Raw genomic sequence first — 14,002 nt, 5'->3', positions numbered from 1 at the left:
CCCTAAACGGGTTTCACAGGCAAAAGCTCAATGTATCCCCTGGTCCCCACAGGCTCCAGCTGAATGCGCGGATTATCCTTATCCCACTGATAACCAATCACCGATGGGTCATATTTTTTAATCCCTTTCTGGACCTGCTCAATTGCCTGACAGTAATCCTCCTCAGCAAAAGGCTCCCCCTGGAACATAAGATACCTGCAGGCGGGAAGCGCCATCACGTCAAATCCCTCCGGGATCTCGCCCTCATAGTCCGCGGGGACCTCAACCCCCTGGACATAGGGTGAGGTTCCCGGCTTTATGAAGCGCCTGGGCAGCCACATACATACCGGCTCCCCGCACAGGGATCGGATACTGGTAAGCAATCCCCATACATCGCATCCCACTTCCTGGCAATAGGAGAAATATTCCTCTGCTTTGATCCCCCTTTTGATCAGGGCCTTGCGCTCCGGTTTCTCCATCACCTGAATAAACACATTTTTTACCTGTTCCATGTTTTTCTCCCTTCTGATATGCCGGTACTTGACTCCATACGGTGTAAAAAGGCTGATGGGAACAGGGTTCACTGCATACTTGCCCGGATTGCAGCCAAACTCCTTAAAGAATGCCCGCTGGTATCCGTCCACACTGCCAAACCCCATTTCAAATGCAGTGTCCGTCACCCTGGCCCTCCCATCTCTGAGCTGCATGGCGGACCGTGACAGCCTGAACCTGCGGATGTAATCCGATGGCGTCATCCCCACATGCCGCACAAACAGCCGGTAGGAATACCAAGGGGAATACAGGGATACCCTGGCCAGATCCGCCTGAGTGATGCTCTCATTCAAATGTGCCTGGATATAATCCTGCATTCTCTGCACGGCTTCGATCTGTTCCTCCATATCTGCTCTTCACCGCCTTTCGTATATGATTGTACCGGTTATTGCCAAAAGGCACTCGACTTTTTTTGCCAGGCTGAAATTATGGGCAGGACTTTAGATCCAGACAGGTTCCCTGCTTTATGCAATATATAAAACGAGGAATATCCCTGCCATCGATCAATGACCGGGATACCCCATCCTGTAACGCACCCATTTTTTCATAAAATCCAACCGCCTGCCAGCTGGTGACAAAGATGACCCTCTCCATCCCCTCTCCCCTGCACCAGGCAGTCATATGCTCCCACATGCGTCTTCCATATCCCCGTTTTATCACCTGCCTGCCTATGTAAAAATACTCCAGATGAAAAACATTCTCCTCAGGCATACCGCCCCAGAAGGCTGTGATCTCCCCATGTTCCCTGACACAAAAAACAGGGTACCTGGCTATAAATTCCCCGGTAATGTTAAACGTCCTGTCAAATGTATCCATAAATGCCTTATCATATCCCCAGTGGGCCTCTGATTCCCTGGCAATTATCCTCAGCCTGTCCGTCTCTTTCATCACAGCAGGTTCAAAAACCATATATCCCCCTCCTATTCCCCATCATATCTGCCCTTATATTCCGTCCTGGCTATAGCAGTATATTTGTTCACCAGCTCGGACTTGTTTTCCGTATAGGCATCCCGGTCGTGTTCATACTGTCTCCACAGCTTCAGCTTTAAGGCCTCATATTCCCCGGCTGCCTCGGGATGTTCCCTCATGTAATCCCTGAAATACAGTTCGTGGTGATCCCCGCTTTTTCTCAGGTGCAGATGAAATACCCTCTCGGCAAACCCCGCTCCGGTATACCCCTTGTTAAAGGACATCCTGCTCTCATTTTTAGACATAAGGGTATAGCCTGCCTGTAAGATTGAGGATCTGAATTCCTCCATCCCTCCTTCCGGCGTCATTTCCACCAGTATATCCACGATCGGTTTTGCCCAGATGGACCTAATGGCCGTACTTCCCACATGGGCGATCCTTGCAGTGCGTTCCATGGGAAGTACACACTCTAACGCCAGCTTTTCTTCCTCAAACCAGCCGGACCACTCATCTTTATGCTCTGTGAGGAAAATGGGAAAAAGTTCCCACAGTTCGTCAAGAGACAACAAAGACAATTTCCCCTCTGTGCTATTTTCCTCCACACTATTTTCCACTACACTATTTTCCACTACACTATTTTCCACTACACTATTTTCCTCTACACTATTTTCCTCTACACTATTTTCCTCTACACTATTTTCCTCTACACTATTTTCCTCTGCCCTATTCCCCATCCTCCCATTCCCCCGGCCTTCCGTCTTCCTCCAGTTTGCGCTCCCATGCCTCCTTGGCATTCTTCATCCTGCGGAAATAAGAACTCATCTCATCCGCCATTCCGGACAAGCGGTTCAATAACGTGGAGAAATCCTTCAGCATCTCATCATCCTTAAAGTACGGGTACACGATATCGTGGTCGATCTCGCTCCAGCCCTCCTCAAACAGGGTCCTTCCCTGGATCTCAACATAATATCCCTTGTACTTGATGATATAGTGGAGGGATCTGTAAATCCCGTCAGATTTTATTTCGATCAGATTATCATCATAGATCCTGGTGTCCCCATTCCTGCGGTAAACCTTAGGGCGTTCCGCAATATAGTAATGTCTGGGATTCTCATCAAAATCGTGGATCCGGTCCACCACATAAAGGTCCGGATCATTTTCAAACACAGTTGTAATATAACTATGGAAATGGATCCAATCCTCCCGGTACAGGAAAAACACACGGATGCCGATCAGGTCCGTCACATATTTGTAGTAATTATCCCTGTTGATCGTCTCGAACCGGTCAAACTGTTCATTTCTTTTGCGTATGATCTTCTCCAGAAGATGTCCCGGATCCTTTGTTCTGTAGCGATAGGAATGGATTCCCGCCTTTTCAATATCATAGAGGTAGTCATACACAAAATCCTTACCTATATTGCGAAGCTTACCCTCGTTTGCCTGATAGTCCTCATAGATAGCTGCCAGTTCCTCCCATGGCATGCCGGCCGCCTGGAAGTCTTCCAGTTCTATATTATATTTTTTTAAAAATGAATCTCTGTCAATGGTCATAAAATCCCCAGTTCTCCTATCTGTATGTAATCGGGCGCATTCTGCTGATGCATCTATAGGCGTTTCCTGCCCATGCTTCCTAACCATGCTTCCTAACCATGCTTTCTACCCATGCGCTTGCGCCAGCATATCCTGCCCAGGTATATTCCTTATGTTTGGTTTGGCGCGCTTAATGTGCTTTCATTACAAACGCCCGCTGATCCACTGCCCTCATGGTGGCCAGTATTCCGTCCAGGTGGTCGTACTCATGCTGGAGCAGTTCCGACATGTCCCCCTCCAGCTTCATGGCACATTCGTTCCACTGTTCATCCCTGTAATGGATAATGCAGCGCCTGCGTCTTCTCACCTTTACCAGCAAATCAGGAAATGACATACAGTCATCCAATACTTCCATTTCCTCCTCATCGGGAAACTCCAGCCATGGATTAATAAAAAGGATCTCTGTATCCAAATGTCTGTATATAACGCGTTTTCTCACTCCGATCTGGGGCGCGGCAATGGCACGTCCCGCTCCATACCGTGTGCGGAAACCTAGCAGTGTATCCCTTAAGTCTTTTTTTAAGGATTTCATCTGTTCCAGTTCTTCCTGTTTTACTTCCTCACAGACCTGATATAAATCCGGATTTCCCAGCAATAAGATTGTTTTTTCCATTGTATCCGCTCCCTTGTTCCCTGTATTCCAGTGCAGCACTGCCTCGTCCGTCCGGCAGCCCCGCAGCCCATATGACGCCATTATAGCATTTATCCTGAAAAAAATCCTCCGTTTTATACACGGAGGACACTGAAAATCTTATCAAATCTGGTTTTTAATTCCATATTCCTTATAAAGCACTTCCCGGAATCCTTTGTCACTTGTTGCCTTGATCAGATCCTCAGTTCTGGAATCTTTTAACAGTCTTTCCGTCAGGGCCGCAAAGTACTCCTCTCCTTCTTGGCGTCCTTCCTTTCGCCCTTCCAACCGTTCCATGGCTTTTTCTTCCCACAGCTGCATATATTTCACCTCAATTCCTTCGTTTCCCTTCACGGACTGTACACGGTCGTGGAGTTTCCTGAGCCTGAGACTGTCCACTGCCGCGGCATTCTCCTTTGTAGAGTGTTCCACATACCGTAAAAACGCCATAAGTTCCGGGGAGATGCGGTCATCCCCCTCTCCCCTGGTATTCAGGATTATCCTCACCGCCCCATCTTCCAGACGCAACGAATCATCCTCCTCGCACCTCATTTTAAATGTGTATCGGCAGAGTCTTTTCCCAAACAGATCAAAGGGCGCTATGGTTATCAGGTACACATTGGCCAGATGGTTAAAATCAATGGTTCCCGGCTCCAGGAGCCCTGCGTCCAGTACGGACTGGTAATATCTGCTGCGTCTGGGCAGGTTCTTTGTGTTGAATGCCTGCATCTCAGAATTGTAGATCGTTCCGTCCTCCTCCTGTCCCCACACATCCAGACGGATCCCACGGAACGTGGGCAGGGTGCGTATCTCCTTCTCACTTTGGGTGTTATCCCGTAAATTAACCTCATGGCCCAGGATAATCTCCAAAACACTTTGGTATGTCTCGGAATCCTCCATCACCTCGCCAAACAGAAATCGGTTCAGCAGGTTCAGTTCCCCCAGCGGCTTTCTTGTCTTTTGTTTCATACTTCCTTCTCCCTTCATTTTAACATACAATGATTTCCTTGTTAAGGTTTCTTTGGAAAATCCCGGCGATATGCCGATTGGGCGAATGCCCTATGATTTTTTAAGATATGATTATCATACTGCCAGGAATCCGGTGAAGCAAGCATTTTTAATTCTAAATCCTCCTTATATTCTTGCGCCGGTGCTATTGGAATGCTATATTGACAGAAACTAAAGGCAAGAATCAACTTGACATATATGGCTATAGATGTCATAATAATAGTAATCAGAATTGTCATTGATGTTTCAATATACTCTCGGAGTCCCCGAGAGTACGCCTTATTTTAAAGGAGGTACCCCATGGAATTTATAAGCAGTATCACCCTGGCCGAATGGATCATCATGTTTGTTGTATTCACCGTGATCGGAGCAGCCTACTGGCTGATCGAGGACTCCCGCAAACGAGGAATGCCCGTAGGAGGCAAGGCATGCGGAGGCTGCCCCCATTACTGTCAGATCAACCGTAACTGTGACGGCACCCCAAGATCACAGGGCAGCACGCCTGAGGAAGCGGACCATGAAGAAGTAACCCCTTAAAACACAAACCATTAAGACACAAACCATCAAAACAAATTCATCAAAACACAGATAGAAAGCCAGGCCGGAGAAGTCCAGCCTGGCTTTCTATCTGTTGCAGACAATTCCATGTTCCGCCCTCTGCCTGCAATATATGATTGTTCCGATCCTACTGTTTCACAATAAACGACTTCCTCTTACTCGCCACATCAAAGATAACCGCTGCCAGCAGCACCGCGCCCTTTACCACCTTTTGCAGGTTCTGGTCCACGCCCATGATGCTCATTCCCAGATTCAGGACGCCCATAAGGGTGGCTCCGATAATCACGCCGGGCACGGTTCCCGTACCGCCGTAGGCGGATGCCCCTCCGATAAAGCAGGCGCCGATGGCATCCATCTCATAGTTGTTGCCTGCCGTGGGATTGGCGGAATTAAGCCTTGCCACGGTAACCATTCCGGCCACTGCGGCTAAAAGCCCCATGTTCAGATATGCCAGGAAATACACGCGGTTGGTATCTATGCCTGAAAGCCTGGTGGCCTTTTCATTGCCGCCCACTGCATAGAAATACCGGCCGGTGGTGGTTTTTGAGGAAATATAACTGTAAATTCCGATGATCACGCTGACCCAGACCAGCGCATTGGGGATCCCTTTGTACTGGGCAAGCTTGAAGGTAAAGAACAGGACCACCCCGCTTATGATCACGATCTTTGCGATCACTCCCCCAAGTGGGTCTACCCGGTATCCCTTCTGCAGTTTTTTCATGCGTCCGTAAAGGCTGCTTACCGCATAGATCAGGCTGACCGCAACCCCGGCCAGCATACAGGTCATGTTCAGGCCTTCCATGCCAAAGATATCCGGGACATATGTATTAAACAGGGTTAAGAACGGATCCGGTATGGGGGATAATGTCATTCCCTGAAGCACCACATTGGACAATCCGCGGAACATAAGCATCCCTGCCAGGGTAACAATAAAGGGAGGGATCCTCACATAGGCGATCCAGAATCCCTGCCATGCGCCAACTGCCATGCCGATCATGGCCATGGCCAATAGCGTAAGGTAGGGATTGATTCCCATATTGATCATCATGCTCCCTCCGATGGCTCCCACAAAACATACCACGGAGCCAACGGACAGGTCGATATTCCCTCCAGTAAGGATACAGAACAGCATGCCGGTTGCAAGGATGAACACATAGGCGTTCTGGGCGATCAGGTTGTTCACATTCTGGGGCAGAAGCATTTTTCCCCCTGTATTTACAGTGAAAAGGATTACGACCACGGCCAGGACAATGACCATGGTATATTTCTTTAACACCTCAGATAATTTTATCTTGTTCTCCATACTCTACTCTCCTTTATCTGATTTCAGGATACAGGACATGATGTATTCCTGGGTGGCTTCCTCCGCCTTTACCTCGCCGGCTATCCTGCCCTCGTTCATGATATATATGCGGTCAGACATTCCAAGGACTTCCGGAAGCTCAGATGAGATCATGATAACGGACTTCCCCCCGGCTGCCAGCTGGTTGATGATACAATAGATCTCGTACTTGGCCCCCACATCGATCCCTCTGGTGGGCTCGTCCAGTATCAGAATGTCCGGTTCTGCAAACATCCATTTGGCCAGCAGCACCTTTTGCTGGTTCCCGCCGCTTAAATTCCCCACATTCTGCTCCACGGAGGGACATTTTGTTTTCAGTTTGTCCCTGTACTCCTCCGCCACCATGTACTCTTTGTCCTTGTCAATAACCGTATGCCTGCTCACCGCCTCCATATTGGCAAGGGTCGTATTGGTTTTAATGGCGCTGGAAAGAATCAGGCCGTTCCCCTTCCGGTCCTCGGTCACATAAGCCAGCTTATGGCGGATGGCATCCCGCACTGAATGCAGCTTGATCTCCGTTCCATGAATAAACAGTTTTCCCGAAATATTGGTGCCGTAGCTTTTTCCGAAAATGCTCATGGCCAGCTCTGTCCTCCCTGCTCCCATAAGCCCGCAGATTCCAACCACCTCGCCCTTTCCCACACGGAAGGATACATTGTCCACCACCTTTCGGTCAGAATACAGCGGATGGTATACATTCCATCCCCGCACCTCCATGGCGGTTTCTCCCACATGGACGCCAATACGTTTAGGGAAGCGGTCCACCAGCTCCCGCCCCACCATTCCCTTAATGATCCGGTCCTCAGTAACGGCATCTGTTTTTTTGTCCAGTGTTTCTATGGTGGAGCCATCGCGGATCACTGTGATCTTATCCGCCACATATGCGATCTCATTGAGTTTATGGGAGATGATGATGGATGTCATTCCCTCGGACTTAAACTTAAGGAGCAGTTCCAAAAGCGCCCTGGAGTCATCCTCATTCAGGGAAGCCGTTGGCTCATCCAGGATCAGCAGCTTCGCATGTTTTGCCAATGCCTTGGCTATCTCCACCAGCTGCTGTTTCCCCACCCCGATATCCTTTATCAGCGTATGGAAGGATTCCAAAAGCCCCACTGTTTTCAGGTATTCGTCCGCTTCCCCGTAGGTTTCATTCCAGTTGATCGCGTATTTTCTTCCCTTCTCATTTCCAAGGTACATGTTCTCAGCAATGGACATATAGGGCACCAGAGCCAGTTCCTGATGGATGATCACAATGCCCTTTTCCTCACTGTCACTGATACGGCTGAATTTACATACCTCGCCGTCATAAATTATATGGCCCTCATAGCTTCCGTAAGGGTAAATGCCGCTGAGTACATTCATCAGCGTGGATTTCCCGGCGCCGTTTTCACCTACCAGAGCATGGATCTCCCCTTCCTCCACCTGCAGGTTAACATTATCAAGAGCCTTTACGCCCGGAAATGTCTTCACGATATTCTTCATTTCCAATAGTATTTTTGCCAACGCTCTCCCTCCCTGAACAAATTTAAGTTTGGGACGGCCCTGCCCTGCGTGCCTGATGGTCCAGACAGGCTTTGGTGCATCAGCCGTCCCTGAAATTTGTTTTCCCCCGCCGCTTTACAGGCAGGGGAATCCGCTTCTGAATGCTGATCTACTTGATCTGATCCTCGGTGTAATAACCGGAATCCACCAGCATTTCCTTGTAATTATCAGCTGTGACAACCACCGGCTCACACAGATAAGTGGGGATCACGCCTGTACCGTTGTCATAGGAAGAGGAGTCGTTGATCTCGGCCTCACCGCCCTGCATAACGGCATCCACCATCTTGACCACCTGGGTTGCAAGGGTACGTGTGTCCTTGAACACGGACATGGCCTGTTTGCCGCTGAGCATGTTCTTAACATTTGCAATGTCACAGTCCTGGCCTGTGATGACAGGATAGGTTCCCGTGTAGGAGGATGCCAGGGCATTTTCCACACCCAGTGCAGTGGAGTCATTGGAGCAGAGCACTGCATCCAGCACGGTGCCGTCTGAGTAATTTCCCGCAATAATGGTATCCATGCGGTTCTGGGCTTTTTCAGAATCCCAGTTGGCAGTGGCTACCTGCTCAAATGCGGTCTGGCCTGATTTCACAACCAGCTTGCCCTCATCTATGTATTTTTGCAATACGTCCATTGCTCCGCCAAAAAAGAAGTTACAGTTATTGTCAGCCGGGTCACCGGTGAACAGTTCAATGTTCTTTGGCTCTGTGGCTGTCTCAAGTCCAAGGGCTTCCACCAGGTACTCCCCCTGTTTCTGCCCTACTTTATAGTTGTCGAAGGTTGCATAGTAGGTAACCGCATCCGAGTTCATGATCAGGCGGTCGTAAGAGATGACCGGAATTCCGGCCTCCTTTGCCTGCCCCAGAGGCTCGCCCAGGGAGCTTCCGTCTATGGATGCGATTACAAGCATCTGGCAGCCGTTGGAAATCATATTCTCAATCTGGGATACCTGGGTCTGGACATCATTGCTGGCATACTGCAGATCCACCTCATAGCCTGCTGCCTCCAGTTCCGCCTTCATGTTGGCGCCGTCCTGGTTCCATCTCTGGAGATCCTTTGTGGGCATTGCAACGCCGATCAGGGCTCCTGCTCCCCCGGACGGGCCGGTCTTGTCCGCTGCCGTGCCTGCTTTGTCCGCTGCCGCGTCTGAACTGTTCCCTGCGTCCTTTGAGTTTTCCCCGCCCTCTGTCTTTGCCGTCTCAGCCGCGGCCGGCGCCGCACTGTCCGCCGCCTTTCCTGAACCGCATCCGGTCATCAGGGAAGCTGCCAGTGCCATTGTTAGTACGGTTGCAAAAAGTCTTTTTTTCATTGATGATTCCTCCTCCAAACATTTATTTTTGATGTTCTTATCCTATCACAACCAGCACAGGACTTGCTTGTGAACCAGTAGCACAAAAATATGAGTTTGAAAAAAGAGGAGGACAGGGCTGGACATTTTCACAGCAAAAAAATGCTATATAACATATCCTCCGGACATGGCATGATCATGCACCGTGTGGTAAAATAAGGGAATCTGATCAAGAGAAAAAAGATGGCAAGTATGGAACAGAACACATTTGAAATAACAGAATTGAGAAACCACCCTGAATGGGCGGCCCGCGCCGCCGGGTGGTTTCATGAAAAATGGAAGGTCCCCCGGGAAAAGTACAGGGCAGCATAAACGAATGCATTGCCCGGCAGACAGGAGTCCCCCAGTGGTACATTCTCCTGAATGACCGGCAGTCCCGCCCTATTTTCTCACATTTAAATACACATCCTCCTCAGCATGGAATCCACCTTTGATGATCACCTCATCCATGTTGTCCCTTGTCACTGCCACGGGAACCAGTTCCCTGTACGGCACTTCATAGGTGCCGTCATCAATGGTCTTGGTGATATCGGCCAGTTTTTCTCCCCTGCCCAGTTTTACCGCATACTCTGCCGCAAGTCTGGCCTCCTCCTCCACGGATTTGAAGGCTGTCATATTCTGGGTGCCCTCCACGATCCGCTGGCAGGCCATCAGGTCTCCGTCCTGGCCTGTCAGGACCACCTTCCCGGCCAGTCTCTCCTCTGAGAGCGCCCGGAAGGCCTGGGTGGCAAGATCGTCATTGCCGCACATAACGCCTTTGATGTCCCGGTGCTGCGCCAGTCCCTCCTTTACATAGGTAAAGGCATACTCTGCCAGCCAGCCCTCGCAGTTGGCCTTATAGACCACATTCAGACCGCTTCCGGCCAGCACTTCGTTGAATCCTTTCCGGATCTGGAGCACATTTCCGTCTGTCTCAGGTCCCTGTATCATGAAAATATCGCCGCCCTCAGGCACGTGCTCCAGGAAGCACCGGGCCATCAGCCGTCCCACTTCCTCATTGTCAAAGGATATATACAGGTCACAGTCCGCGTTGGTGATCAGCCGGTCGTAGCTCACGGTCCTGATTCCCGCATCCTTGGCCTTTTTCATCACGTCCGACAATGCATCGCAGTCACCGGCAACCACTGCGATCACATCCATCTGTTTCTTAATAAAGTACTCGATCTGTTCAATCTGCTCCTGCACATCCCCGTTGGCATTCTGGACATTCACGTCCGCCCCCAGGGCCTTGGCGGTTGATACAAATACATCCCGCTCCCTGATCCACCGCTCGATCACAAAGGAATCAAAGCTGAGTCCGATCTGCAGACGGCTTCCTCCATCCGTGCCGCTGGTCTCTATGGCCTCCTCCGTCTTTTTGCACCCGCCCAGGACCACCGAACACGTAATGGCTGCAGCCACAGTAATAATTCCTAATTTTTTCCATATTTCTCCCCGCATAAGCTTCTCACCTCTCCCTGTACTCGCTGGGGGTCTTTCCCTCGTACTTTTTAAAAATACGGCTGAAATAATTCGGGTCGCTGTACCCGCACATGACACACACTTCCTTGATGCTGTACCTGGGATCTCCCAAAAGCTGTCTGGCGTGCCCGATCCTGGTGCGGGTCAGGTATTCGATGAAGTTTTCCCCCACCTCCTGTTTAAACAGCTTGCTGAAATAGTAAGGGCTGATATCCACCAGCCGTGACACATCATCCAGGGAAATATCCTTGACAAAGTTTTCATTAATATACCCCTTTACCCTGGAGACTACATTCTCATTTTCCCGTTCCCTGAATGTGCTTATATTCTCACAAATCTCCCTTGTCTTCCCAATAAACCAGTGCCGGAGGGCATTCATATCCCCTGCTCCCTGGATCTCATTCAGGTAATTCTCCCTGTAGCGGAACCCATACTGGACACAGCCCATCTCCCACGCCTTCTGCTCCAGGCGCATCACCAGCTCCAGCACCTTCACCTCGATGTTGGCTCTTACATTCCCAGCATGGGCCACCATCCAGTCGAAAAACTCATTGGCGCAGCCCGCAGCCCCTTCCCGGTCCGCCTTGACTCCTCTCTGGAAATACTGGACCTCCAGTTCCAGGGGGTACTCCCCGTCATAGTCCGCAACCGTGGAAATGTCCATGATATGGACCACATGGCTGTCACTTTCCCTCAGGGCCCTAAGCGCTTCCTTGTAGGAATCCCTGGTATCCCTTACAGGTTTCACCGTGCCGATACCGCCCCTGAACCGGATATCAATGGCGCCCTCCAGTTTATGGATCATATTCCTGGCCCTGGTAATGATCTCCACCCGTTCCTCATAGCGGGTCTTCTCACTGTCAAAAGGCGCCAGCAGCACAATCCTGTTCCCCATGATCGGGCCGATGATGCAGTCAAAGTAATCCTTTACCAGCTCCCGCAGCTGGTTATAGTGTTTGTTTACCCGTACATTGGCGCCCACTGCATTGGTCATAAGCCCGTCCACCATGCTGTCCCCGAATTCCAGCACCACCATGAACCCATACTGTTTTCGGATATCCAGCATGTCCAGATAATCGCTTCTGTAAATATCCGTGTCATCCTGGAGAAGGTTGTAGATAAAGCCGCTCTCGATCATGGGAACCACCAGCTCCAGCTTTTCCCTTATCTTCAGGTCATCGCTCAGCTTCTGCCTGGCCTCCTCCACCTGCCGCATGGCCCGGATGCAGACTTCCAGTATTTTCTTTTTATTCACCGGCTTAGTGATAAACTCCATGACCCCAAGATTGACTGCCTCCTGTGCATAGGAGAACTTGTCATAAGCTGTTATGATGATAAAGACCATGGATGAATTAAATTTACGCACTTCCCTGATGGCCTGGATACCGCTCAGCCCGGGCATCTGAATGTCCACAAAGGCAATGTCCGGCCTGAAAGCCTCTGCCTGCTCGATCACTGCCCGTCCTGTTTTCACGCACATAACCTCACATTCGCTTCCGAAATTAGAAAGTATGATGCTTTTGATGGACTCCAGCATGATCCCTTCGTCATCTGCTACTAATATCCTGAACATATATCTGCCTCCTTATGTTGGCCCGGCGTGTGTGTTTGGGATTGTGAGGATAACAGCCGTTCCGCAGTCTTCCCCCTCACTGGCGATCTGAAGCACCTGCTCCGTGCCATAGTACAGCCGCAGCCTGGATATCACATTTCCCAGGCCGATTCCCGTGGAATCACTGTCCTTAGCCACCCGGGTCCCTGAGAGTATTTCCCGGATCTGTTTTTCTGTCATTCCCCGTCCATTGTCTTCCACGCGTATTTCGATCCGGTCTTCCTGTTCCCCTATCTTCAGGCGGATCTCCCCCTGCCGCTCAATGCCGCGTATGCCGTGATTAACCGCATTTTCCACCAGAGGCTGTAAGATCATGCTGGGTATCTTGTGTTCCAGAGCCCCTTCATCTACCTGGGAATCGTAGTGGATGTCGCCTGCAAACCGCACGTTCAGGATGTAGATGTAGTTTTCCACTGTCTCCACCTCTTCCCGTATGGTGGCGTCCTCCGATCCCTTCTTTACATTGTAGCGGAAAAGGTCAGCCATTTTCTCAATAAATACCGATGTCTTTTCCGCATCCTCCATTACTGCCAGCTGGACCCCTGCGTTCAGGGAATTAAACAGGAAATGGGGATTGATCTGTGACTGCAGGTATTTGAGCCGGGCCTCCTTCAGGTGATTTTCCATGAGAAGCTCCCGCGCCCGCATCTCCTGCTCCTTTTCCGCGCTTTCCCTTATCTTGTTTACATACTGGTCCAGGCTGTCCACCATCTGGTTAAATGTTCCTGTAACGATCCCCAGCTCATCTCTGGACTGGATGGGCGTCACTTTTACATGGAAGTTCCCCTGCCCCACCAGCTTGGCGGTCTGCGCCAGATTGGTGAGCGGGGTCACAATATCCCGGGTCAGCATCATCATGACTGCCAGGCTGATGACCATGACGATACAGAGGATCACAAGACTGATGATCTCCAGATACCGCAGGGCGGACTGGAGTGTCTGGTAGCTGGCGGAGTTATTCTTAAACTGCTGCCCGTTAAGCAGATCGATATCCTGGTTAATGTACTGAAAAAGCTTCAGGGCGGATTCATAGGAGCTTTTGTATTTTTCTACGTTCAGACCCCTCTTGGCCTGCACCGCCTCGTCCGTAACCACCAGGTAGGTCTCCGACATGTTCCGTATATTTTTCTCAAGAATGCGGATGGGATTGTCCGTGATCTCCATATTCAGTCCGTTTAGCAGGTCGCGGTACTCCTGTTCCGCCCGGTAGTAGGCGGTGAGGGAATCCGAATCCCTGACCTCCAGATACTTGTACATGAAATTCTGCACGTCATCCAGACATTCGGACAGCTCATTAAGGTTTACATTGCTGGAGTACACGGAATCCATCCTTACTACCAGTTTGTTGATCTGGGCATAGATCAACAGGTTGCTGGCAAACAGCGCAGCAGCCGTCAATGCGATCTCCAAAAATAATTTGTGGGTTATAGGAAGATTTTCCCAGAACCGCGCCCAACGTTTTCCCATAAA

14 protein-coding genes are annotated in these 14,002 nt (G+C 50.2%); 2 read left to right on the top strand and 12 right to left on the bottom strand.

What is annotated here, in order from left to right:
- Window positions 1–2 precede the first annotated feature (2 nt).
- The 6 genes from CLFS41_RS15805 to CLFS41_RS15780 form a co-directional block, all read right to left on the bottom strand.
- Entirely contained in the window at window positions 3–878 is an 876-nt protein-coding gene (locus CLFS41_RS15805; protein ID WP_045092809.1) for an AraC family transcriptional regulator, read from the bottom strand.
- Between the two features lie 79 nt (window positions 879–957).
- Window positions 958–1,440: a GNAT family N-acetyltransferase gene (locus tag CLFS41_RS15800; protein WP_007861019.1), complete on the bottom strand. Its 483-nt coding sequence runs from the start codon at window positions 1,438–1,440 to the stop codon at window positions 958–960.
- A gap of 11 nt (window positions 1,441–1,451) precedes the next feature.
- The gene (locus tag CLFS41_RS15795; RefSeq protein ID WP_242856882.1) at window positions 1,452–2,174 is read right to left on the bottom strand and encodes a GrpB family protein; all 723 of its coding nucleotides are present in this window, start codon (window positions 2,172–2,174) and stop codon (window positions 1,452–1,454) included.
- Window positions 2,164–2,991 carry a hypothetical protein gene (locus tag CLFS41_RS15790; protein WP_007861023.1) on the bottom strand — a complete coding sequence of 276 codons (828 nt, stop codon included), beginning with the start codon at window positions 2,989–2,991 and terminating at the stop codon, window positions 2,164–2,166. The genes CLFS41_RS15795 and CLFS41_RS15790 overlap by 11 nt, the downstream gene beginning before the upstream one ends.
- A gap of 169 nt (window positions 2,992–3,160) precedes the next feature.
- The gene (locus CLFS41_RS15785) at window positions 3,161–3,643 is read right to left on the bottom strand and encodes a peptide deformylase (RefSeq protein WP_045092910.1); all 483 of its coding nucleotides are present in this window, start codon (window positions 3,641–3,643) and stop codon (window positions 3,161–3,163) included.
- Between the two features lie 141 nt (window positions 3,644–3,784).
- Window positions 3,785–4,630, bottom strand: a complete 846-nt coding sequence (locus CLFS41_RS15780) for an Rpn family recombination-promoting nuclease/putative transposase (RefSeq protein WP_045092808.1) — start codon at window positions 4,628–4,630, stop codon at window positions 3,785–3,787.
- A gap of 339 nt (window positions 4,631–4,969) precedes the next feature.
- Between CLFS41_RS15780 and CLFS41_RS15775 the strand changes: the two genes are divergently transcribed.
- Window positions 4,970–5,206: a hypothetical protein gene (locus CLFS41_RS15775; RefSeq protein ID WP_045092807.1), complete on the top strand. Its 237-nt coding sequence runs from the start codon at window positions 4,970–4,972 to the stop codon at window positions 5,204–5,206.
- Window positions 5,207–5,354: 148 nt separating this feature from the next.
- Here the strand turns inward: CLFS41_RS15775 and mmsB are convergent, their stop codons facing one another.
- The 3 genes from mmsB to chvE form a co-directional block, all read right to left on the bottom strand.
- On the bottom strand, window positions 5,355–6,530 hold the full coding sequence (gene mmsB / locus CLFS41_RS15770) for a multiple monosaccharide ABC transporter permease (protein ID WP_007861029.1): 1,176 nt from the start codon (window positions 6,528–6,530) through the stop codon (window positions 5,355–5,357).
- A gap of 3 nt (window positions 6,531–6,533) precedes the next feature.
- Window positions 6,534–8,072, bottom strand: a complete 1,539-nt coding sequence (gene mmsA / locus CLFS41_RS15765) for a multiple monosaccharide ABC transporter ATP-binding protein (RefSeq protein WP_045092806.1) — start codon at window positions 8,070–8,072, stop codon at window positions 6,534–6,536.
- 148 nt (window positions 8,073–8,220) lie between these two features.
- Complete coding sequence (gene chvE, locus CLFS41_RS15760) at window positions 8,221–9,420, bottom strand: multiple monosaccharide ABC transporter substrate-binding protein (protein WP_007861033.1); 1,200 nt, start codon at window positions 9,418–9,420, stop codon at window positions 8,221–8,223.
- A gap of 222 nt (window positions 9,421–9,642) precedes the next feature.
- Here chvE and CLFS41_RS31020 point away from each other — a divergent pair, with 222 nt between their 5' ends.
- Window positions 9,643–9,771 carry a hypothetical protein gene (locus CLFS41_RS31020; protein WP_264470481.1) on the top strand — a complete coding sequence of 43 codons (129 nt, stop codon included), beginning with the start codon at window positions 9,643–9,645 and terminating at the stop codon, window positions 9,769–9,771.
- 69 nt (window positions 9,772–9,840) lie between these two features.
- On the opposite strand, the gene CLFS41_RS15755 is transcribed toward CLFS41_RS31020, so the two are convergent.
- From CLFS41_RS15755 to CLFS41_RS15745, 3 genes are read right to left on the bottom strand one after another with little or no spacing between them, the layout of a single operon-like run.
- Window positions 9,841–10,899, bottom strand: coding sequence for a substrate-binding domain-containing protein (locus tag CLFS41_RS15755; protein WP_045092805.1), 1,059 nt, complete (start codon window positions 10,897–10,899; stop codon window positions 9,841–9,843).
- 7 nt (window positions 10,900–10,906) lie between these two features.
- Entirely contained in the window at window positions 10,907–12,493 is a 1,587-nt protein-coding gene (locus CLFS41_RS15750; RefSeq protein WP_045092804.1) for a helix-turn-helix domain-containing protein, read from the bottom strand.
- Window positions 12,494–12,505: 12 nt separating this feature from the next.
- The gene (locus CLFS41_RS15745) at window positions 12,506–13,999 is read right to left on the bottom strand and encodes a sensor histidine kinase (RefSeq protein ID WP_007861038.1); all 1,494 of its coding nucleotides are present in this window, start codon (window positions 13,997–13,999) and stop codon (window positions 12,506–12,508) included.
- Between the last annotated feature and the right edge of the window lie 3 nt (window positions 14,000–14,002).

It is taken from the genome of Clostridium sp. FS41 (assembly GCF_000954015.1).
In the GTDB taxonomy this organism is placed as follows: Bacteria; Bacillota; Clostridia; order Lachnospirales; family Lachnospiraceae; genus Enterocloster; species Enterocloster citroniae.
The sequence above is the reverse complement of the archived record's forward strand: the minus strand, read 5'-3'. Positions and strand labels throughout refer to the sequence as shown.